Source organism: Micromonospora sp. NPDC047738 (assembly GCF_040642675.1).
Lineage (GTDB): Bacteria > Actinomycetota > Actinomycetes > Mycobacteriales > Micromonosporaceae > Micromonospora.
The window spans coordinates 37,690-59,988 of sequence record NZ_JBEYSO010000013.1; the positions used below are offsets into that span (position 1 = coordinate 37,690).

Consider the following 22,299-nt stretch of genomic DNA (forward strand, 5'->3'; position numbering starts at 1 on the left):
GTACTCCGCGACCGGGCCGACCACGGAACCGCAACGGGTGAAAGGACAGAGTCCCGATCCGGACGTCCGGCCAGTGGTCCGCCGACGAACGGGCAGACCGGTAGGGCCTAGGCTGGGCGGGAGAGTGACCCACAACGCGGTGGGTCGAGGGGAGTGGCACCGATGGACCGGCGTCCGGCGATCAAACCGGGACCCGACCTCCGGCAGGTTGATACCAGTCGGGACGATGACAGCTTCGATTCGGCGACCGACGGGGACGGTTTCGGCCGTCTCGACACAGGAGCGACCGGGATGACCGGTTCGAGCGTCGACACGCTCTACGAGCTGGGCCTGCCCACGCAGGCGCTGGCCGAGGAGTCGGACGACGCCGAACTGGACGAGCCGGTACCCAACGCGGAGCGCCTGGTGGCCCAGGCGGTCGCGCTGGCCGGCGACGACCACGACGCGGCGACGCTGGTCAGCCGCTTCTGGCGGTTCGCGCCGGACGAGGAGCTGATCGGCTTCACCGCCGAGGAGATGCTCGACGCCGCCCGGGCGCACCGGGACCTGGCTCAGCAGCGCGTACCGGGCGAGCTGAAGCTGCGCATCCACGAGCCGGACGCCGACCAGCACCACACCGTCATCGAGATCGTCACCGACGACATGCCCTTCCTGGTCGATTCGGTGACCGCTCTGCTCAACTCGCACCACATCGACGTGCACCTGCTGGTGCACCCGCTGGTCGTGGTCCGCCGCGAGCCGCTGGGCCGGCTCACCGAGGTCTCCGCCGACGTGGAGCCGGACGACGCGATCGCCGGTGACCTGGTCGAGAGCTGGATGCACATCGAGATCGACCCGATCCGGGACCCGGCCGAGCGGGAGAAGCTGCGCAAGGAGCTGCAGCGGGTGCTCACCGACGTCCGGGAGGCCGTCGAGGACTGGCCCAAGATGCGCCAGCGGGCCCTCGCGCTCGCCGACGAGCTGGCCGCCGCGCGTACCTCGGACAGCCGGCCGCCGGTGCCGGAGAAGGACATCACCGACTCGGTGGAGCTGCTGCGCTGGCTGGCGCACGATCACTTCACCTTCCTCGGCTACCGCGAGTACCGGCTCGTCGACACCGACGGCGCGGACGGCGGCCAGGCCCTCGAAGCCGTCCTCGGCACCGGGCTGGGCATCCTGCGCTCCGACTCGCCGGAGGCCCGGGCGCTGTCCTCGATGACCCCTGAGGCGCACGAGAAGGTGCTCGAGAAGCGGCTGCTGATCATCACCAAGGCCAACTCGCGGGCCACCGTGCACCGCTCGGCCTACCTCGACTACATCGGCTTCAAGATCTTCAACGACGCCGGCGAGGTGGTCGGCGAGCGCCGGTTCCTGGGCCTGTTCTCCACGGCGGCCTACCGGACCAGCGTCCAGGAGCTCCCGGTGGTCCGCCGCAAGGTCGCCGAGGTGCTGGACCGCTCCGGACTGAGCCTGCGCAGCCACTCCGGCAAGGACCTGCTGCAGATCCTGGAGACCTACCCGCGCGACGAGCTGTTCCAGATCAAGACCGACGACCTCTACCACGCGGTGATCGGCGTACTGCGCATGGCGGGCCGCCGGCAGCTGCGGGTCTTCCTGCGCCGGGACGGGTACGGGCGGTTCATCTCCTGCCTGATCTACCTGCCCCGGGACCGGTTCACCACCCAGAACCGGCTACGCATGCAGGACATCCTGCTGCGCGAGCTGAACGGCGTCGGGGTCGACTACACCACCCGGGTCACCGAGTCGATGCTGGCCCGGGTGCACTTCATCGTCCGGACCGACCCGAACAACCCGCCCGGGGAGATCGACGCCGACCTGCTCGCCGAGGAGTTGGCCGACGCCACCCGGCTCTGGGACGACGACTACCGGCTGGTGCTCGAGCGCAAGCTCGGCGACGAGCAGGCCAAGCACCTGTTCAGCAGGTACGCCGACGCGTTCCCGGAGGGCTACAAGGACGGGCACACGCCGTACGAGGCGATGAAGGACCTGGCCAAGCTGGAGCTGCTGGAGGAGCCCGGCCAGCTCGAGATGCACCTGTTCCGCAAGCAGCTCGCACCGCGGGTGAACGGCGGCGGCCGGGGCGCGGATGTCGACGAGACGATGGACGTCCGGTTCAAGGTCTACCGGTACGGCGAGCCGATGATGCTCTCCGCCGTGCTGCCGGTGCTGCACTCGCTCGGCGTCCGGGTGGTCGACGAGCACCCGTACGAGGTGGAACGGGTCGACGGCCGGATCTGGCTGTACGACTTCGGCCTGCGACTGCCCGAGGTGCACCAGGACCTGGCCGAGGTGCGCCCGCACGTGGAGAACGCCTTCGCCGCCGCCTGGCGGGGGGAAGCCGAGGTGGACGGCTTCAACGAGCTGGTGCTCCGGGCCGGGCTCACCTGGCGGCAGGTGGTGGTGCTCCGGGCGTACGCGAAGTACCTGCGGCAGGCCGGCACGGTCTTCTCGCAGGAGTACATGGAGCAGACCTTCATCGCGTACCCGGCGATCGCGTCGCTGCTGGTGGAGCTCTTCGAGACCCGGTTCGCCCCGGGCGCCACCACCATGGACGAGCGGCGGCAGCGCAGCGGCGAGCTGGTCGGGGCGATCGGCGCGGCGCTGGACGACGTGGTCAGCCTCGACCAGGACCGCATCCTGCGGTCGTACCTGACGTTGATCCAGGCCACCCTGCGGACCAGCTTCTACCAGAAGCCGGTCGGCGGGCGGCCCAAGTCGTACGTCGCGTTCAAACTGGACCCGCAGGCGATCCCGGACCTGCCGGCGCCGCGGCCGAAGTTCGAGATCTTCGTCTACTCGCCCCGATTCGAGGCGGTGCACCTGCGGTACGGGCCGGTGGCCCGGGGCGGCCTGCGCTGGTCCGACCGGCGGGAGGACTTCCGCACCGAGGTGCTCGGCCTGGTCAAGGCGCAGATGGTGAAGAACGCCGTGATCGTGCCGGTGGGCGCCAAGGGCGGCTTCGTGCTGAAGCAGAAGCCGGGCGACCGGGACGAGGCGGTGGTCTGCTACAAGGAGTTCGTCGGGGCGATGCTGGACGTCACCGACAACATCGCCAGCGGGGAGATCGTGCCGCCGGAGGACGTGGTCCGGCACGACGGCGACGACCCGTACCTGGTGGTGGCGGCGGACAAGGGCACCGCGACGTTCTCCGACATCGCCAACGAGATCTCGGCCGCGCACAACTTCTGGCTGGGTGACGCCTTCGCCTCCGGCGGTTCGGCGGGCTACGACCACAAGAAGATGGGCATCACCGCCCGGGGCGCCTGGGAGTCGGTGAAGCGGCACTTCCGGGAGCTGGGGCACGACACCCAGACCCAGGACTTCACCGTGGTCGGCGTCGGCGACATGTCCGGCGACGTGTTCGGCAACGGGATGCTGCTCTCCGAGCACATCCGGCTGGTGGCCGCCTTCGACCACCGGCACATCTTCCTGGACCCGGACCCGGACGCGGCCACCTCGTACGCCGAGCGGAAGCGGCTCTTCGAGCTGCCCCGGTCGTCCTGGGAGGACTACAACCAGGAGCTGATCTCCGAAGGCGGCGGGGTGTACCCGCGTACCGCCAAGTCGGTGCCGATCTCGCCGCAGGTGCGTGCAGTGCTCGGCCTCGACGAGAACGCGACGCAGCTCAGCCCGCAGGAGCTGATGAAGGCCATCCTGACCGCGCCCGTGGACCTGTTCTGGAACGGCGGCATCGGCACCTACGTGAAGGGGTCGACGCAGACCAACGCCGAGGTCGGGGACAAGTCCAACGACGCCATCCGGGTGGACGGCAAGACTCTGCGCTGCCGGGTGGCCGGCGAGGGCGGCAACCTGGGCTGGACCCAGCTCGGCCGGATCGAGTACGCGCAGAACGGTGGGCGGATCTACACCGACTTCATCGACAACGCGGCCGGAGTGGACTGCTCCGACCATGAGGTGAACATCAAGATCCTGCTCAACACGGCGGTCGCCGACGGCGAGCTGGACCGGCCCGCGCGCGACGAGCTGCTGGCCGAGATGACCGACGAGGTCGCCGAGCTGGTGCTGCGGGACAACTACGAGCAGGCCCGCGCGATCAACAACGCCCAGGCGCAGGCCGCCTCGCTGCTCCCGGTGCACCGCCGGATGATCAACGAGCTGGAGCGTTCCGGGGCGCTGGACCGGGCCCTGGAGGCACTCCCGCCGGACGAGGAACTCGCGGTCCGGACCGAGAACGGGCTGACCGCGCCGGAGTTCGCGGTGCTGCTGGCGTACGTCAAGATCGTGCTGGAGCGGGAGATCGTCGCCGAAGGACTGGCCGACGAGGAGTGGACGACCGACATCCTGGTCAACTACTTCCCCACTCCGCTGCGCGAGCGGTTCGCCGGCCGGATGGGCCAGCACCGGCTGCGCCGGGACATCGTCACCACCGTGCTGGTCAACGAGGCGATCAACCGGGGCGGCATCTCGTTCGTCTTCCGGACGGTCGAGGAGACGGCCGCGTCGGCCGCGGACGTGCTGCGGGCGTACGTGGTGGTGCGCGAGGTGTTCGGGCTCCGCGAGCTCTGGAACGCGATCGAGGCGCTGGACAACAAGGTCTCGCCCGACTTGCAGACCAGCGTCTTCCTCGACACCCGCCGGCTGCTCGACCGCGCGGTGCGCTGGCTGGTGACCAACCGGCGCTCGCCGATCGACGTGCCGGGGGAGATCGCTCGGCTGCGGGACGGGGTGGCCCGGCTCCTGCCCGACCTGGAGAACCTGTTCTACGGCAGTGAGCGGGAGGCGATCGCCGCCCACATCGACTCGCTGACCGGGAAGGGGCTGCCCCGGGAGTTGGCCGCGCAGGCGACCCGGCTGATGTACAGCTTCGGCCTGCTGGACGTGGTGGAGACCGCCCAGTCGACGGGCCGGGACGTGGGCGAGGTGGCCTCGGTCTACTTCGTCCTCTCCGACCGGTTCCGGGTGGACGCCCTGCTGTCGAAGATCTCCCTGCTGCCGCGCGAGGATCGCTGGCAGACGCTGGCCCGGATGGCGCTGCGCTACGACCTGTACGCCGCGCTGGCCGCGCTCACGGCAGAGGTCCTCGGCTCCACCCCGGACAGCGTGTCGCCGGCCGACCGGGTGCAGGAGTGGGAGCAGGCGAACGCCACCTCGATCCACCGGGCGCACCGGGCGATGGGGGAGTTCGACGAGTCCCGCGCCGACCTCTCCGCGCTGTCGGTGCTGCTGCGGCAGATCCGTACCCTGGTGCGGACCTCGGCGGCGGCCTGACCCGTACGGACGCCGGCGCGGCCCGGTGGTCGGTCACCCGACCACCGGGCCGCGCCCGTTCCGCACCGCCTCACCGGGTCATGGTGGCGAAGGCGATGACGTTGTTGAGGTAGCTGCCGGAGCTCTGGTCGAACTGCCCGCCGCAGGTGACCACGCGGAGGCTGGGCTTGTCGCTGGGGCCGTAGACCAACTCGGTGGGGAAGGCGGTCTTCGGGTACGACTTCACCTCGTTGACCGTGAACGTGGCGGTCGAGCCGTCCTCCCGGGCGACGCTGATGGTGTCGCCCGCCTTGAGCGAGCCGAGGTTGAAGAAGACCGCCGGCCCGAGCTTGGCCGAGTCGACGTGCCCGACGATGACCGCGTTGCCGACCTCTCCGGGGCTGGCCCCGGGGGCGTACCAGCCCGCCTTCATGGCCTGCTCCAGCGGGGGCACCTGGACGGTGCCGTCCGCGTTCAGACCAAGGCGCATGATCTCGGCGTTCACCCCGATCCGGGGGATCGAGATGGTCGTCGGGGCCGACCGGGGCAGCGCGGCGGGGGCGAGATCCGGGTTCGGCGTCGCCGTGTCGTCGGCGGACGCCTGGTCGGCAGTCACCGTACCGCTGTCGTCGGAGGGGCCCGGGAGGGTGGGCGAGGTGGGGGTCGAGGCCGTCCCGGCGGCTCCGGCCTGGGCGAGCGGCTGGGGTGGCCGGGGAGGCGGCACGGTCCGGACGGAGGCCCCGATCAGGCCGGCGCCCAGCATGGCGATCAGGACGACGACGACCACGCCGGCGGCGCGCCACGGTCTCCCGTGACGGCCGCCGGCCCGAGTCGCCGTCCGGTCAGACGAGGTCATTGGCCCGACGCCGGCGCAGCAGGACCATCCCGCCCAGTGCGGCGGCGCCGATCACGCCCACCCCGCTGGCGGCCATGCCGCGGTCCATGCTGGTGGTGGTCATGCCACCGTCACCACCGTCAACGTGGCCCTTCGGGAAGCAGTGGTCCCGGTCCTCGTCCTTGCGGTCGAAGTCCTTGCGGTCGTGGTCCTTGCGGTCCTCGTCCTTGAAGCCGTTGTCCTTGCGGTCCTCGTCCTTGCGGTCGTGGTCCTTGCGGTCCTCGTCCTTCATGTCCTTGCGGTCGTGTTCCTTGTTGTCCTGGTCGTTCCGGTCCTCGTCCTTGGCCTCGTGGTCCTTGCGGTCCTGGTCCTTGCGGTCCTGGTCCTTGCGGTCCTTGTCCGACTGGTCGTCGACCATGCCGCCGCCCTGGCCGAAGGCACCGGGCTGCCAGCTGTCGTTACCCTGCCAGTCCTTGCCCTGCTCGTCCTTCTTGTTCTCTTCCTTCTTGTTTTCTTCCTTGCCGTGCTCGTCCTTCTTGTTCTCTTCCTTGCGGTCCTCGTTCTTGAAGTCGTGGTCCTTGCGGTCGTGGTCCTTGCGGTCCTCGTCCTTGAAGTCGTGGTCCTTGCGGTCGTGGTCCTTGCGGTCCTCGTCCTTGAAGTCGTGGTCCTTGCGGTCGTGGTCCTTGCGGTCGTGGTCCTTGCGGTCGTGGTCCTTGCGGTCGTGGTCCTTGCGGTCCTCGTCCTTGAAGCCGTGGTCCTTGAAGTCGAAGTCCTTGCGGTCCTCGTCCTTGCGGTCGAAGTCCTTGCGGTCGAAGTCCTTGCGGTCCCAGTCCCCGTGCCCCCCCGGGCAGGTCTCAAGAAGGCTGACCTGCGGCTTGGCGGCGACGTCGCCCGCGTACGTGCCGGGGCCGGCCGCGTTCGCCATCCCGGGCGAGAACAGCAGCAGGGACGCGCCGCCGAGAGCGGCACCCGCAACGACCTTCCCGAGCATCTTCTTTCCCATGACCTGCGTCACTCCATCCCTGTTTGTCCTGAGCCCGACGGCGGTCGAGCTACGCCCGACGTTAGACCTTTTCGCGAGCTATCCGGGGAAAGATTCGTGTTTAAGAGTTTGTTGGCGCTTAGGGGGATAGAGGTGCTAGGAGCCTTATGTGGCATTGCCGAGCCTCTTCGGAGGGTTCCGCAGTGCCGCAGCCCACCTGGACGTACCTGTGCCGCACGCCCCGCTGCGGCGCTGCCCTGCCGTGTTCCACCGGCTCGGGCCCGTCTGCCGGCAACCGGCCGTGCCGATACCGCCTGGGCTGTTCTCCCCTTTGCCGACCGGGAACTCATATCGAGGCATTGCCATGGAAGCGCTCCCATGCAAGAATCGCTGCACGCGGTTGGGGAGCCACACCGCGAGTCCAGACGTCGAGGGCACCCGGGTCGATCGGGCGGCGTCCGACTCCTCGGCCGGCGGTGCCGGCCGGTCGATCACCACCACCGCCCGTCCGGGTCGGGCATCCCCGAAAACACCCGTGGCGCCGACGGCCGTCCCAGCCGGACGTCCCGAGGGCCATTCGCCGGGCCGTACGCGGATCCGGCCTCGCCCAAGGAGATCAGTGGCATGAATCTGTGGAGAAGGCTGTCCGGCCGGAGCCGGGCACTCGCGCTGACCGGTGCGGGCGTCCTGGTCGCCGGCGGGCTGGTGACCCTCCCGGTCACCGCGGCGCAGGCCGCGACCCAGTGCGGTGTGGACTACACCACGAACGACTGGCCGGGTGGCTTCACCGCCACCGTGACGATCAAGAACCTCGGTGACCCGCTCAGCGCCTGGACGCTTGGTTTCACCTTCCCGGACAGTTCGCAGTCGGTCGTCAACGGCTGGTCGGCGCGGTGGTCGCAAAGCGGTCAGAACGTCACGGCGCAGAACGAATCGTACAACGGCTCGCTGGCCACCGGCGCCAGTACCACCATCGGGTTCAACGGCGCCTGGAGCGGCGCCAACCCGAAGCCCACCCAGTTCACCCTGAACGGCACGGTCTGCACCGGCGGCACGCCGCCCACCACCCCGCCGCCGTCCAGCCCGCCGCCCTCGAGCCCGCCGCCGGGGCAGAAGGCGGACAACCCGTACGTCGGGGCGAAGGGCTACGTGAATCCGGACTGGAAGGCCAAGGCGGACGCCGAGCCGGGCGGCAGCCGGGTCTCGAACAACCCGACGGGCGTGTGGATGGACCGGATCGCCGCCATCAACGGCACCCCCGGGGCCCGGGGCATGCGCGCCCACCTCGACGAGGCACTGCGGCAGGGCGCCGGCTACATCCAGTTCGTGATCTACAACCTGCCCGGCCGGGACTGCGCCGCGCTGGCCTCCAACGGTGAGCTCGGCCCGAATGACCTGCCCCGCTACAAGGCCGAGTACATCGACCCGATTGCGGCGATCCAGGCCGACCCGAAGTACGCCAACCTGCGGATCATCAACATCATCGAGATCGACTCGCTGCCCAACCTGGTGACCAACACCTCCGGGCAGGCGGGCGGCACCGCGATGTGCGACACCGTCAAGGCCAACGGCGCGTACGTGAACGGCGTCGGCTACGCCCTGGCCAAGCTGGGCGCGATCGGCAACGTCTACAACTACATCGACGCTGCGCACCACGGCTGGATCGGCTGGGACAGCAACTTCGGCCCGACCGCGGACATGTTGAAGAGCGCGGCCGTCGCCTCCGGCAGCACGGTACGCAACGTGCACGGCTTCATCGTCAACACGGCGAACTACTCGGCTCTGCGCGAGCCGTACGTCAAGATCACTGACTCGGTGAACGGCACGTCCGTCCGCCAGTCCAAGTGGATCGACTGGAACCAGTACGTCGACGAGCTGTCGTTCGCCCAGGCGTTCCGGCAGAAGCTGGTCTCCGTGGGCTTTGACAGCGGCATCGGCATGCTGATCGACACCTCCCGTAACGGCTGGGGCGGCTCGGCGCGGCCCACCGGGCCGGGCGCGACGACGAACGTCGACACCTATGTCAACGGTGGCCGCATCGACCGCCGGATCCACGCCGGCAACTGGTGCAACCAGGCCGGCGCGGGCCTCGGCGAGCGGCCGAAGGCCGCGCCCGAGGCGGGTATCGACGCCTACGTCTGGATCAAGCCCCCGGGTGAGTCGGACGGTTCCAGTAGCGCCATCCCGAACGACGAGGGCAAGGGCTTCGACCGGATGTGCGACCCGACCTACACCGGTAACGCCCGCAACGGCAACAACCCGAGCGGCGCGCTGCCCGACGCCCCGGTCTCGGGCCACTGGTTCGCCGCCCAGTTCCAGGAGCTCATGCGCAACGCCTACCCGCCGCTCTCCTGAGCCGGCGGCCGGCCCACCCGCAGCGGAGTGAGGCGCCGCCGCGCGGGTTCCCCCGGGCCCCTGGTCGGCACTCGGTCGACCAGGGGCCCTCGGGTCCCTCTCGGCGTACGGCCGTCAGGGAACCGTCTTCTCGATCGCCGCCCGGCCCAGCTCGGCCAGGTCACGGCGGGCCCGTTCGATGTTCTCCCGGGTGAGGTCCTGGCCCCGGGCCAGCACCAGGTCCTCCGGGTCCCACGGCTGCTCGGCGCCGGTCCGGATGTTGCGCCCGGCCCCCTCGGTGCCGGTGCCGGTGGCCCCGGTCCCGGTGCCGGTCGGCCCGGTGCCGGCCGCGTACGGGTCGCCGAGGATGTCCGGTGACCCGGTGTCGGGCACCGCGCCGTCGGGCTCGGTGAAGGTCGGGTTGTCCCGGTCGGCGCCGCCGCCGCTGCGCAGCTGCGGCACCGTGCTGTCGTCGTCCACCGCCGCGGCCACCTCGGGGGTCTCCTCCAGCGGCCGCTCGCCGCGGTCACGATCCGTCATGCTGCTGCCCTCCTGTCCCGTTCCGTGATCCCCCTGGCGTACCCCGCGGGGGCCGGGCCATGCCGCCTCAGCGCCCGAGGACCCGGTCCAGGAAGTCCCGGTAGTCGCGGACAGCCACCCGGAGCTGCTCGGTGTCGGTCGAGCCGGACGCCTGCCAGCCGCCGAGCCGGGCCTTCTGGTCGCGCAGCGCGGCCGACAGTGCCTCGATCGCCTCCTCGACCAGCGACTGCGCCGCGCCGACCGCGGCCTGCGGGTCGTCCACGAAACGGAGCTGGACGTCCCGCCAGCGGTCCCGGAAACCCTGCGCGATGTCCGGGGCGAAGAGCGTGGCGGCGTCCGACGGCACCGCGCCCGGGGTCGGCCGGGCCGCCCCGGCCAGGGCCGCGTCGGCTGTGGAACCGGCCGCGGCGGTGCTGGTGTCCGGGTCGACCATGGCCGGCTCGGCGCTGCCGTAGCCGGTCGCACCGGCCGCCGGCGCGTCGTCCCGCGACCCGGCGGAGCGCCCGGCCGCCGCGCGCTCGGGGCTGTGCAGCCGGTCGCCGGCCGTCGGGTCGGCCCGCTCGTCGTCGAACGCGTCGGTCCGCCCCGGTGCCCCGTCGCCCGGCTGGGCGGTGTCCTCGCCGCGCGGATCCCGCTCGTCCTCGGGCCGCCCGCTGGCCATCGCCGAGGCGGCCACCGCGTCGCCCACCGAGGTCGCGCCGAACACCGAGGGCAGCGGCGCCGGATCGTGGTACTCCGGCCGTTCGTCGACGTCGGCGGCCTCGGCGTCCCGTGCGTCGTACGCCCGGGTCTGGTCTGGCTCCGCGTCCCGCCGGTCGTCGGCGCGCTCGCCGGCCACCCCCGGGTCGTCGAAGGTGCCCCGGTCGTCCAGCGCGTCCTCGGGTACGTCGACCCGGGCGGCCCGGTCGGGCCGGGGCCCGTCGCGCTCGGCGGGCGCCCCGGCCGGCGGGACCGGCACCGGCGTGGACCGGACGGTCTCCGGGTGCTCGTGCGTGACCTGCTGCTTCTCCTGGCGCATCGCGGCGGCCTCCTCAGCGGCTCGGGACGTCGTGCTCGTGTTCGGGTTGGCGCTGCGCGGGCGGCTGGTGCCCGACCGGGTCCGCGCCGAGCAGATCGGCGAAGAGGGCCCGGTAGTGCACGAGCGCCTGCCGGAGTTCCTCGGTGCTCGCCTCGCCGCGCTCGTGGCGCAGCCGGATCTCGTGGGCGTCCCGGTAGTGGGCCAGGGTGCGGGCGTGCTCGACGGAGAGGTGGGCGATCTGGTCGTCGAAGTCCCCGGTCGGGTACCCGCGGTCGGCGATGAGCCGGGTGACCAGTTCGTCGGCGTCGCCGACGGTCTCGCCCGGGGAGTCGACGAAGCGGACCTGGAGTTCCTCCCAGGCGGCGGCGTACCGGGCCCGGGACTCGGGGGCGAGCGGGGTGAGCTGCAGCTCGGCGTGCCGGCGCTCCCGCTCCCGCAGCTCCCGCTCGGCGGCGCCCCGGCTGTCCTGCTCGGCGACGACCCGGTCGTACTCCGGGCCGAACCGCTGCTTGAGGGCGCGCCGGCGGCCGGCGCGTACGGCGACCGCGGCCAGCGCCGCGAGCACCACCAGCACGATGACTGTGACGACTACCTGCGTGGGCGACATGGCTCCTCCTTCGCCCGCTGGTATTCCCTCCGCGCACTGATCGCCAATCCCGGTCCGGGGCACTTTTCCTGGGATTTCCCGACCGAAACCTCGCGGAACCTGGGTGCGACCGACAGGTCGTACGTACCGCTGAAACTTGACTCATTCCAGAAGGTGCTGCGAGGTGGCGTGGGTGCGGAGCGCCGCTGCGACCAGTGGCCCGCCGGTCCCTTCCGGCGGGGTGCCCACTCCGTTGGTGTCCACAACGGAACATCCCGGACGGTAGCGACGAGCGAGACGGCCGGTAGTGCAACGGCCCGGGATTACGTATCCTGCCCAAGGCGCCCGGGCTGGGCTCGGCGTCACGGTCGGGGACCTTCCGGCCGGTGCCGGCGCCACCCCTGCGACACCTTCCGGGCGAGGTCTGATGAACACCCGTGACTGGCCGATCCGCGCCAAGCTGACCGCGCTGGTCGTCGGTCCGGTGACCGCGCTGCTGGCGCTCTGGATCTTCGCCACCACGCTGACCTTCGGACCCGCCCTCGACCTGCTCGCGGCGCGTACCTTCCTCTACGACCTGGGCCGGCCGGGTGAGGCCGTGGTCGCCGAACTGCAACAGGAACGGCGGCTCTCCGTCGTCCAGCTCGCCGGCGCCAGCACCCTGCCGGCACTGACCGAGCAGCGGACCCGCACCGACCGGGCGATCGCCGAGCTGCGCCGCCGGGTCGACGGGAAGGAGCTGCGCGACGCCGCCGACGAGCTGCTCGACGCCCGGCTGGATCAGCTGGTCTCCGCGCTCGATGCGCTGCCCGCCGGCCGGGGCTTCATCGACGGCCGGAAGGTGGACCGGGCCGGGGCGATCGGCCTCTACAGCGGGATGATCAGCTCCGCCTTCCAGGCGTTCTCCGCGATGGCCGCCTTCCCCGACCACCAGCTCAACCGGGAGGCGCTGGCGCTCACCGCGCTGGGCCGGTCCCGGGAGCTGCTCGGCCAGGCGGACGCGCTGCTCGCCGGCGCCGTCACCGCCGGCGGGTACGCCGAAGGCGAGCACGAACAGCTCGTCCGCACCATCGACAACCAGCGCTTCCTGGCCGAGACGGCGGTGGCCGACCTGCCGCCGGGGGAGCGCACGGCGTACCAGCGGCTCACCGAGGGGGACGCGTTCGTCCGGCTGCACGGCCTCCAGGACACCCTGATCCGCGCCCGCGACCTGCCGGCCCAGCTCGACGTCCGCGCCTGGGAGTCCAGCCAGAGCGCGGTCTGGCAGGGCCTGCGGGACTTCGAGCTGCGCGGCGCCGACGGGCTGGCCGAACGGTCCGTGCCGATGGCGGTGGGCATCCTGAGCCGGCTCGCCGCCGCCGGGGTGCTCGGCCTGCTCGCCGTGGTGATCTGCGTGCTGGTGGCGCTGCGGGTCGGCCGGTCGCTGGCCGGACGGCTGATCGGGGTGCGCACCGCCGCGCTGGAGATGGCCGAGCACCGGCTGCCGGACGTGGTCGCCCGGCTGCGCCGCGGCGAGCAGGTCGACGTCGCCCGGGAGGCGCCCGAGCTGGACCACGGTGGCGACGAGATCGGCCAGGTGGGGCGGGCCTTCAACGAGGTACGCCGGACCGCCGTGCAGGCCGCCGTCGACGAGGTCACCCTGCGCCGGGGGCTCAACGAGGTGTTCCTCAACATCGCCCGGCGCAGCCAGGGGCTGGTGCACCGGCAGTTGGCGCTGCTGGACCGGCTGGAGCGGCAGACCGAGGACCCGGACGAGCTGGCCGGGCTGTTCCAGGTCGACCACCTCGCCGCCCGGCTCCGGCGGCACGCCGAGGACCTGGTCATCCTCGCCGGCGCGGCCCCGGGCCGGGGCTGGCGGAACCCGGTCGCCGCGGTCGACGTGGTGCGCGGCGCCATCTCCGAGGTGGAGCAGTACGACCGGGTCGACATCGGCGAGGTGCAGCCGGCCGGGGTGCTCGGCCGGGCCGTCGGCGACGTCATCCACCTGCTCGCCGAGTTGGTCGAGAATGCCCTCGCCTTCTCTCCGCCGGGCACCCGCGTCGACGTCACCGGGCGGACGTCACCGGGCGGGTACGCCATCGAGATCACCGACCACGGGCTCGGCATGTCGCCGCAGGCCCTGGCGGACGCCAACCGCAAACTGTCCCGCTCCCCGGAGTTCGACCCGGCCGACAGCGCCCGGCTGGGTCACTTCGTGGTCGCCCGGCTGGCCGCCCGGCACGGCGTCCGGGTCGAGCTGCGGCCGGCCACCCCGAGCGGCAGCACGGCGCGGGTGCTGATCCCGGCCGATCTGGTCACCGACGAGCCGCCGGTGGGCGCCGGCCCGGACGCCGGGGCAGCGGGCGCCGGTGACCGGCGGATGGCCAAGGTGACCCGGCTGTCCACGCTGCCCCGGCCGCGTACCGCCCGGCCCGGCCGGGAACGCCCCGACTCGGCCGTGGTGCCGCGCTCCGTCGGCCGTACCTCCTCGGTCGAGGCACCCGCGGACGGCGACGGCCTGCCCCGCCGGGTCCGCCGGCGCGGGCCGGCGACGGCACCCCGGCCGGCCGCCGCGGACACCCCGGCGTACCGCCCGCCGGAGGAGGCCCGGCGCGCCATGTCCGCCCTCCAGGCCGGCACCGCCCGGGGCCGCCGGGACGGGGTGGCCCGCGCCGCCGCCGGCCCCACCGGTACGGCCGCCCCGACCGTCCGGGGTGTCGCCCGTCCGGCCGGCCAACCCGTCGACTCCGCTGCCCGGCTCCGAGGTGGCCCGTCCACCGACGCGGCCTGGGACCGGGCCGCCGAGCCCTCCCCTCCGGAGCCGGCGCCGGCCCCGGAACCTCCGACCGCGACTGAGAGGGACGCCTAGTGGTGTACACGACGCGGCAGAACGCCGATCTCGACTGGCTGCTCGACGACCTGGTGGAGCGGGTGCCGGCCGCCCGCCAGGCGGTGGTGCTGTCGGCGGACGGGCTCCTGCTCGGCGCCTCGGCCGAGCTGAGCCGTACCGACGCGGAGCACCTCGCCGCCATCGCCTCCGGCTTCTCCAGCCTGGCCAAGGGGACCACCCGGCACCTGGCCGGCGGCGCGGTCCGGCAGACCGTGGTGGAGATGGAGTCCGCGTACCTGTTCGTCACCGCCGCCGGGCCGGGCGGCTGCCTGGCGGTGGTGAGCGACGCCGACGCCGACATCGGCCTGGTGGCGTACGAGATGGCGATGCTGGTCATCCGGGTCGGCGAGAACCTGAGCGTCCCGGCCCGTACGGCGGGTGCCGTCGATGCGGACTGAGTCACCGGGGCCGCAGCACGAGTGGCTGGACGACGCCGCTGGTCCGGTCGTCCGTCCGTACACCCTGACCGGCGGCCGGGTGCGGCCGCCCGGAGCCGGCTTCGACCTGGTGGCCTTCGTGCTGGCCCCGCCGGCGGCCGACCCGGCCGGCGTGCCGGGCCTGCAGCCGGAGCACCGGCGCCTGGTCGAGCTGGCCCGGCGACCGGTGGCCGTGGCCGACCTCGCCGCGGACCTGGACCTCGCCGTCGGCGTGGTCCGGGTGCTGCTCGGCGACCTCCTCGACCGTGGGCTCGTCGCGGTGCACCAGCCGCCGACCGCCGCCCACCTGCCCGACGACAACATCCTCAAGGCGGTGGTCAGTGGACTTCGTGCGCTCTGAACCGGGGACGGCCGCGCCGCGGGTTCCGCTGGCCCTGAAGATCCTCATCGCCGGCGGCTTCGGCGCCGGCAAGACCACGCTGGTGAGCGCGCTGAGCGAGGTCCGGCCGCTGCAGACCGAGGAGGTCCTGACCGGCGCCGGCGTGGGCACCGACGACGTCTCCGGGGTGGAGGAGAAGTCCACCACCACGGTGGCCATGGACTTCGGCCGGATCACCATCACCGACGACCTCCAGGTCTATCTCTTCGGCACCCCGGGCCAGGACCGCTTCTGGTTCCTCTGGGACGAATTGGCCTTCGGCGCCCTCGGCGCGGTGGTGCTCGCCGACACCCGCCGGCTGGCCGACTGCTTCCCCTCGATCGACTACTTCGAGCAGCGCGGCATCCCGTTTGTGGTGGGGGTGAACTGCTTCGACGGGGCCCGGCGGTTCAGCCTGGAGGCGGTACGCGACGCGCTGGACCTGGACCCGGACGTGCCGCTGGTGCTCTGCGACCGTCCGGGACCGGCAGTCCGGGAAGCTGGTGCTGATCTCGCTGGTCGAGCACGTCGCCCGGCAGCGGGGCGAGCCGGTGCCGGTGGGCTGACCGGGCTGCGACGGGTCGCGGGCGTGCGGCCGACCGCCGAAACTGGTTCTTGGAAGACGGCCAACGGCCCGGCCGACCCGGAGGGCCTCTGGTTGGATCGACGGAGGAATCGGCGGAAGGTGGGACCGGTGACCGCGCAGCACGCAATCGTCCACGTCGGTGGCTACACGGCGGAGATGGGCGGGCGGGCCGAGGGCATCGTCGCGGCCCGGCGGGATCCGGTGTCCGGGGAGCTGACCCCGCTCGGCACGGTGGCGGTGACCTCGTCGCCGTCGTTCCTCGTCCGGCACCCGGCCCGGCCCGTGCTGTACGCGGTCAACGAGCTGTCCGAGGGCCAGGTCAGCGCGTTCCGGGTCGCCCCGGACGGCGATCTCGCCCTGCTCGGCGTCCGCCCGACCGGCGGGGCCGAGCCCTGCCACGTGGCGGTCGCCCCGGACGGGCGGCACCTCTTCGTGGCCAACTACGGCGGCGGCAGTGTGGCGGTGTTCCCGCTCGACCCGGCCGGCGTACCGGGGGAGCGCTCCGATCTGGTCCGGCACGAGGGGCACGGCGCCGACCCGCAGCGGCAGGAGGCGGCGCACTGCCACATGGTCTCGCCCGATCCGGGCGGTGGGCCGCTGCTCGCCGTCGACCTGGGCACCGACTCGGTCTACCGGTACGACCTCGACGCCGCCTCCGGTCGGCTGCTGCCGCGCGCCCCGCGGCTGCGTACGCCGGCCGGCAGCGGCCCCCGGCACCTGGCCCGGCACCCCGACGGGCGGCGCTGCTGGCTGGTCGGCGAGCTGGACGGGACGGTCACCGCGTACGACCTGACGGCCGACGGGCTGCACCAGCGGGTCCGGGTCGACGCGAGCGGGCGGGTTGGGCACGTGCAGCCCTCCGAGGTCGCGGTCGGACCGGACGGCCGGTTCCTCTACGTGGCCAACCGGGGAGTCGGCACGGTGGCCGTCTTCGCGCTGGCTGGTGAGGCGCCGGAGCTGGTGGCCGAGGTCGACACCGGCGGCGAGTGGCCGCGGCACTTCGCCCGGGCGGGCGAGCACCTGTACGTGGCCGACGAGCGGGCCGACATGATCAGGGTCTTCCGGGTGGACCCGGTCACCGGGGTGCCGGAGCCGGTCGGGGAGCCGGTGCCGGTGGCCAGCCCGACCTGCGTCCGGCCGTGACGGAGCGTTGCCGCGAGCAGCATCCATCATGGACCGGCATCACCTCTGATGACTGATCGGTCACTCAACGTAAAGTTTTGCAGATCAACTGTTTCTGCTGCGTAACTTTCGTCCGAACGGTTGTGGCACTAACCCCACGAGATACGCAAGATGGTCACCGTGTCTGGCCGCCATCGCATGCGTTCGAACCTCCGTGGGGTAGGCGCCGCCGCTGCGGCCACCGCCCTCGTCGCCGTCGTAGCCGGGACCTGGTTCGGCTACCAGCAGCTGGCGGGGCCGTCCTGCTCGGGGCAGATCCAGCTCTCCGTCGCGGCCACCCCGGAGATCGCGCCCGCCGTCAAGGGAGCGGCCGACCAGTGGGTCAAGGACGGCGCGGCGGTCGGCGACACGTGCATCGCGGTGAACGTGACCCCCGCCGAGTCGGTCGAGGTGGCCGCCACGGTGGCCAGCAAGCACGGCGCCACCTTGGCCGGTGTGGGGCAGGCGAGCGGCACTGCGGTGACGCCGGACGTCTGGGTGCCGGACTCGTCCACCTGGCTGCTGCGGCTCAAGTCCGGCGGGGCCACCGCCTTCGCCCCGGCGAACGGCGCCTCGATCGCCCGTAGTCCGGTGGTGGTCGCGATGCCCGAGCCGGTGGCCACCCGGCTCGGCTGGCCGGACAAGAAGTTCACCTGGGCCGACCTGTTGGCGCAGGTCAACAGCAGCAAACCGCTGCACGCCGGCATCGTCGAGCCGACCCAGGACGCGGCTGGTCTGTCCGGCCTGCTCGCGCTGACCGCTGCCGCCAGCTCCACCGGCGGCGCCGGCTCCCCGCAGGCGCGGGAGGCGACGATCGGGGCGTTGCGGGCGGTGGCCACCAACAGTTCCCGGCTGCGGCAGGATCTCCTCGCGCGCTTTCCGCGCTCGTCCGAACCGACGGCGGTCGCCAACGGCCTCGGAGCGGCCGCGCTGTCCGAAGAGGACGTGATGGCGTACAACGCCACCAAGCCGCCGATCCCGCTGGCCGCCCTCTACCTGGACCCGCCGCCGGCCCCCCTGGACTACCCGTTCGCGGTGCTGCCCGGTATCGAGCCGGCGAAGGCGTCCGCCGCGAAGGTGCTCTTCGAGGTGCTGACCAGCCGCGGCTTCAAGAGCCGGCTGGCCGCCCAGTCGCTGCGCGCGCCCGACGGCAACTGGAGCGAGGGCTTCAAGGCGTTGCCCGGTGCCCCGAGCCCGGCGGGCGGGAACACCGCGCCGGCCGGTCAGGGCGCCGCGGGCGGACTCGACCCGACCGCCATCCAGAAGGCCACCAGCACCTGGTCGGCGGTCACGCTGTCCGGCCGCATGCTCTGCGTCATCGACGTTTCGGGCTCGATGAAGCAGAAGGTGGAGACCGCCGGTGGCGCCACCCGGGAGCAGGTCACCGTCGCCGCGGCGACCCAGGGCCTGAACCTCTTCGACGACTCCTGGTCGATCGGGCTGTGGACCTTCTCCACCAAGCTGAACGGGTCGCAGGACTACCGGGAGGTGGTCCCGATCAGGCCGCTGTCGAGCAATCGGGGCGCGATCCAGCGCGGCCTGGCCACGGTCAAGCCGTCGAACGGCGACACCGGCCTCTACGACACCCTGCTGGCGGCCTACAAGACCGTCCAGCAGGACTGGGAGCCCGGGAAGGTCAACTCGATCGTGCTGTTCACCGACGGCAAGAACGAGGACGACGACGGCATCTCCCAGAAGGAGCTGCTGGCCAAGCTGCGCAAGCTCCGCGACGCGGAGCAGCCGGTGCAGGTGATCATCATCGGCATCGGGAGCGACGTCAGCCAGGCCGAGCTGAAGTCGATCACCGACGTGACCGGTGGTGGTGCCTTCGTCACCGCCGACCCGACCAAGATCGGCGAGATCTTCCTGCAGGCGATCGCACTGCGCCCGCCCGCGCCGCGCTGATCCGCCACTCAACGGGCCGCCGTACCGGAATCCGGTACGGCGAGCCACTTCTCGCCTCCTCGACCGCAAGGCAACTGACGGTAATCCGTCCGAAGCAATCGGTGCCCATAGTTGTCGAGGCAGGATGTCCTGGTGCTCCGAGCCGGCCCGCCAGAGCCGTCACGCGGTACGGGGTGGTCCTGAACGAAGTGGGGAGGGCCGGTGATCTCGGCGACGCTGCTGACCCCTGCCAGGACGTCGTCGCGACCGGGCGGCGACCGTCCCGGCCCGACGCGGGCCGCGGAACGGGCCTACATCGGGGTCCTGCTGGTGCTGGACACCACCGTGCTGGCGGCGGCCACCCTGATCGGATACCTGGCCCGCTTCGGGGACGAGCAGCCGGTCGGATCGGAGATTCCGTACGTGGTGGTGGCGCCCGCCCTGCTGCTGGTCTGGCTGATCTCGCTCAAGGCGATGCGCTGCTACGACGATCGGGTGCTCGGTTACGGCGCCGACGAGTATCGGCGGGTCAGTTCGGCGAGCCTGCGGTTGGCCGGCGGCATCGCGATCGCGGGGTACATCGCCGACGTCGGCGTGTCCCGGGGCTTCCTGGCCATCTCCTTCGCGGTCGGCACGATCGGCCTGGAGGTGGCCAGGTACGCCGCGCGCAAGCGGTTGCACCGGGCCCGTGACCGGGGCGCCGGCTGGTCCCGCAAGGTCCTCGTGGTGGGCGACACCGCGCACGTGCTGGAGCTCGTGCACACCCTGCGCCGCGAGCCGTACGCCGGCTACCAGGTGGTCGGCGCCTGCATCCCGGACGCGCTGCTCGCCCCGGTGCCGCAGCGGCTGGGCGACGTGCCGGTGGTCGGCTCGTTCCGGGACATCACCGAGGCGGCCAGCGCCATCGGCGCGGACACCGTGGCCGTCACCGCCTCCGGTTCGCTCACCGCCACCCGGCTGCGCCGGCTCGGCTGGCAGCTCGAGGGGACCGGGGTCGACCTGGTCGTCGCCCCCGCGCTGACCGACGTCGCCGGCCCGCGCATCCACACCCGTCCGGTCGCCGGCCTGCCGCTGATCCACGTCGAGGCGCCCGAGTTCCGGGGCGCCCGGAAGCTGGTCAAGGGGCTGGTCGACCGCTCGCTGTCGCTGCTCGCGTTGCTCCTGCTGCTGCCGGTGCTGGTGGTGATCGCGCTCGCCATCAAGCTGGACAGCCGGGGGCCGGTGCTGTTCCGTCAGGTCCGGGTCGGCCAGGGCGGCGAGGAGTTCGGCGTCTTCAAGTTCCGCACCATGGTCGTCAACGCCGACGCCCTGCTGGCCGAGTTGGCCGCGCGCAACGAGACCGACGGCCTGATGTTCAAGATGCGCGACGACCCGCGGGTGACCCGGACCGGCCGGCTGCTGCGCAAGTGGTCCCTGGACGAGCTGCCCCAGCTGGCGAACGTGCTACTCGGTCAGATGAGCCTGGTCGGGCCCCGCCCGCCACTCCCCTCCGAGGTGGCCCGGTACGACGGTGACCTGGCCCGCCGCCTGCTGGTCAAGCCCGGCATGACCGGCCTCTGGCAGGTCAGTGGCCGGTCCGACCTGAGCTGGGAGGACGGCATCCGGCTCGATCTCTACTACGTGGAGAACTGGTCGCTCGCCGCCGACCTGACCATCCTCTGGAAGACCTTCGGCGCGGTCATCCACCGCCGCGGCGCGTACTGACCCCGCCCCCGCTGCAGCCCGCCGAGGCGGGACCGCCGGGTCAGGGCTGCGGGCCGAGCCAGTCGAGACAGACCGCCACCGCGTCGTCGATCAGGTCGCCGGCGACGAAGGCCCGCAGATCGCCGATCAGGGACCGGACCGCGTCCAGCGGCTCCATCGGCCCGGTACGCCGAAGGAAGCGGTCCAGCGCGGTCTCGCCGTAGCGGATCTGCCGGGCGGTGGCGTCGACCACCCCGTCGCTGACCACGAAGAGCCGGTCCCCGCGCCGGAGCTGGAACTGCTGCGCCCGGTAGTCCGTGGCCTCGAACATGCCGAGCGGGAACTGCTTCTCCAGGACCTGCTCGCTGACCTCGCCCTCGCGCAGCAGCAGCACGCGCGGCGACCCGGCGTCGACCACGGTCATCGCTCCCGACGCCAGGTCCAGCTCCAGCAGGAGCGCGGAGAGGTACTGCTCGCCCCGGTGCAGCGCGTAGATCGCCTGGTCGGCCAGGGCGGCCTGGTCGGCCAGGGCCAGCTCGGCGCGGCGGGCGTTGCGCAGCGCGTGAATGGCCAGCGAGGTGAGCATGGACGCGGCCACCCCCTCACCCGAGCCGTTGATCACCGAGAGCCAGAGCCGCCGACCGTCGTCCGACCAGTCGAAGCTGTCGCCGCGCACCGCGTACGCCGGCTCCAGCTGTCCGGCCAGGCGGAACGACGGCCGGATCCGGCTGCGACCGGGCAGCAGTTCCCACTGCATCTCGGCGGCCAGGGTCAGCCGGCGGTCCCGCCGGGCGGTGACGTAGACGTCGGTGCTGGCGGTCACGGCGGCCAGCTCGTGCCCGAGCGCGGTGGCCATCGCGTCCAGCTCCCGGAGGGCGGCCGGGCCGGCCGGCAGCGGCGACAGCCGGAGCACGCCGCGCCGCTCGCCGCGCATGCCGACCGGGAACCAGCCGGTGCCTTCCGACACCACCGGCTCCTGGTGGTCGAAGCAGCGCCAGGCCGGATGGCCCGGGCTGGTGATCGCCTCGCCGTCGCCGAGCGGCAGCAGCACCGCGAGCCGGTAGTCGACCTGGTAGAGCTCGGTGCGGGTGATCCCGTAGGCCCGCGCGAGCTCGGTGGCGAGCCGGTCGATCAACAGGTCGGCCGGGGCCTCACCGAGAGCCCGGCGCACCCGATCCTCCGGTCCGCTCATCTTTGCTCCTTTGCACAGGTCGGCCGCCTGGTACGGCGGGTAGTCTCGGGCGCACCATGGCCGAAGAACGCGGTCCTTACGGACCTGAAGCGAGTATGGCCGCCGCCCTGGACGAGGCGGCGGGCACCCTGCTGGCTGTCTGGGAGGCGGCCCGGGAGCGCACCACGAGCCGACTCTCCGGTGCCCAGTTACGCGCGGTCATGGTCGTCGAGCAGTACGACGGGATCAACCTTCGCCGCCTCGCCACGCTGACCGACATGCTGCTCTCCTCGGCGAGCCGGCTCTGCGACCGGCTGGTGGCGGCCGGGATGCTGGAGCGGGAGCCGGGCCGGTTCGACCGACGGGAGATCGCCCTGCACCTCACCCCGGCGGCGACCCGGCTGCTCGCCGAGCTGCGGGCCGACCGGCGGCACCGGCTGGAGCAGATCCTCGCCGGGATGAGCGCCGAGGGCCGCGCGGCGCTGCTGCGCGGGATGCAGGAGTTCGACACGGTCGCCCGGCGTGCTGAGGCCGGCGCCCCGGAGGGGTGGCCGGTGCTGCAGCCCTCCGGCGAGCGGACCGGCGACCCGCTGGCCGAGCCGGGGGCGCCGTCGACCGGCGAGCCGCCGGTGGCGCGTACCGCCTGA

General features: G+C 72.4%; 15 protein-coding genes and 1 pseudogene. 10 read left to right on the forward strand and 6 right to left on the reverse strand.

Going from position 1 to position 22,299, the window contains the following annotated elements; genetic code table 11:
* Positions 1-162 precede the first annotated feature (162 nt).
* Positions 163-5,229: an NAD-glutamate dehydrogenase gene (locus ABZ783_RS21060; protein WP_357440789.1), complete on the forward strand. Its 5,067-nt coding sequence runs from the start codon at positions 163-165 to the stop codon at positions 5,227-5,229.
* A gap of 70 nt (positions 5,230-5,299) precedes the next feature.
* Here ABZ783_RS21060 and ABZ783_RS21065 read toward each other — a convergent pair whose 3' ends face one another.
* Positions 5,300-6,064 carry a class F sortase gene (locus tag ABZ783_RS21065; protein ID WP_357440792.1) on the reverse strand — a complete coding sequence of 255 codons (765 nt, stop codon included), beginning with the start codon at positions 6,062-6,064 and terminating at the stop codon, positions 5,300-5,302.
* The gene (locus tag ABZ783_RS21070; protein ID WP_357440795.1) at positions 6,051-7,046 is read right to left on the reverse strand and encodes a hypothetical protein; all 996 of its coding nucleotides are present in this window, start codon (positions 7,044-7,046) and stop codon (positions 6,051-6,053) included. Before ABZ783_RS21070 ends, ABZ783_RS21065 begins: the two co-directional genes overlap by 14 nt.
* 603 nt (positions 7,047-7,649) lie before the next feature.
* On the opposite strand from ABZ783_RS21070, the gene ABZ783_RS21075 reads away from it, so the two are divergent.
* The gene (locus ABZ783_RS21075) at positions 7,650-9,380 is read left to right on the forward strand and encodes a glycoside hydrolase family 6 protein (protein ID WP_357440798.1); all 1,731 of its coding nucleotides are present in this window, start codon (positions 7,650-7,652) and stop codon (positions 9,378-9,380) included.
* 114 nt (positions 9,381-9,494) lie between these two features.
* On the opposite strand, the gene ABZ783_RS21080 is transcribed toward ABZ783_RS21075, so the two are convergent.
* From ABZ783_RS21080 to ABZ783_RS21090, 3 genes are all read right to left on the reverse strand, one after another.
* Positions 9,495-9,899: a hypothetical protein gene (locus ABZ783_RS21080; RefSeq protein ID WP_073835962.1), complete on the reverse strand. Its 405-nt coding sequence runs from the start codon at positions 9,897-9,899 to the stop codon at positions 9,495-9,497.
* 67 nt (positions 9,900-9,966) lie between these two features.
* Positions 9,967-10,917 carry a hypothetical protein gene (locus ABZ783_RS21085; protein ID WP_357440802.1) on the reverse strand — a complete coding sequence of 317 codons (951 nt, stop codon included), beginning with the start codon at positions 10,915-10,917 and terminating at the stop codon, positions 9,967-9,969.
* 13 nt (positions 10,918-10,930) lie between these two features.
* A complete protein-coding gene (locus tag ABZ783_RS21090) occupies positions 10,931-11,524 on the reverse strand; it encodes a hypothetical protein (protein WP_357440804.1) in 594 nt (197 codons plus the stop codon).
* 406 nt (positions 11,525-11,930) lie between these two features.
* Between ABZ783_RS21090 and ABZ783_RS21095 the strand changes: the two genes are divergently transcribed.
* The 7 genes and pseudogenes from ABZ783_RS21095 to ABZ783_RS21125 all read left to right on the forward strand — a co-directional run bounded on the left by ABZ783_RS21095 (position 11,931) and on the right by ABZ783_RS21125 (position 20,502).
* Positions 11,931-14,351: a nitrate- and nitrite sensing domain-containing protein gene (locus ABZ783_RS21095; protein WP_357440807.1), complete on the forward strand. Its 2,421-nt coding sequence runs from the start codon at positions 11,931-11,933 to the stop codon at positions 14,349-14,351.
* Positions 14,351-14,770, forward strand: a complete 420-nt coding sequence (locus ABZ783_RS21100; RefSeq protein WP_073835966.1) for a roadblock/LC7 domain-containing protein — start codon at positions 14,351-14,353, stop codon at positions 14,768-14,770. The genes ABZ783_RS21095 and ABZ783_RS21100 overlap by 1 nt, the downstream gene beginning before the upstream one ends.
* Positions 14,760-15,149 (forward strand): DUF742 domain-containing protein, encoded by a 390-nt coding sequence (locus ABZ783_RS21105; RefSeq protein WP_357440810.1) that lies wholly within the window; start codon positions 14,760-14,762, stop codon positions 15,147-15,149. Before ABZ783_RS21100 ends, ABZ783_RS21105 begins: the two co-directional genes overlap by 11 nt.
* A pseudogene (locus ABZ783_RS21110) lies at positions 15,130-15,733 on the forward strand (ATP/GTP-binding protein). Before ABZ783_RS21105 ends, ABZ783_RS21110 begins: the two are co-directional and overlap by 20 nt.
* A 128-nt stretch (positions 15,734-15,861) precedes the next feature.
* Positions 15,862-16,896: a lactonase family protein gene (locus tag ABZ783_RS21115; RefSeq protein ID WP_357440813.1), complete on the forward strand. Its 1,035-nt coding sequence runs from the start codon at positions 15,862-15,864 to the stop codon at positions 16,894-16,896.
* Positions 16,897-17,073: 177 nt separating this feature from the next.
* Positions 17,074-18,819 (forward strand): substrate-binding domain-containing protein, encoded by a 1,746-nt coding sequence (locus ABZ783_RS21120; RefSeq protein WP_357440815.1) that lies wholly within the window; start codon positions 17,074-17,076, stop codon positions 18,817-18,819.
* A gap of 201 nt (positions 18,820-19,020) precedes the next feature.
* Positions 19,021-20,502, forward strand: coding sequence for a sugar transferase (locus ABZ783_RS21125; RefSeq protein WP_357440818.1), 1,482 nt, complete (start codon positions 19,021-19,023; stop codon positions 20,500-20,502).
* A gap of 40 nt (positions 20,503-20,542) precedes the next feature.
* Here the strand turns inward: ABZ783_RS21125 and ABZ783_RS21130 are convergent, their stop codons facing one another.
* Positions 20,543-21,673, reverse strand: a complete 1,131-nt coding sequence (locus ABZ783_RS21130) for a PP2C family protein-serine/threonine phosphatase (RefSeq protein ID WP_357440820.1) — start codon at positions 21,671-21,673, stop codon at positions 20,543-20,545.
* A gap of 95 nt (positions 21,674-21,768) precedes the next feature.
* On the opposite strand from ABZ783_RS21130, the gene ABZ783_RS21135 reads away from it, so the two are divergent.
* Positions 21,769-22,299: a MarR family transcriptional regulator gene (locus tag ABZ783_RS21135; protein WP_357440822.1), complete on the forward strand. Its 531-nt coding sequence runs from the start codon at positions 21,769-21,771 to the stop codon at positions 22,297-22,299.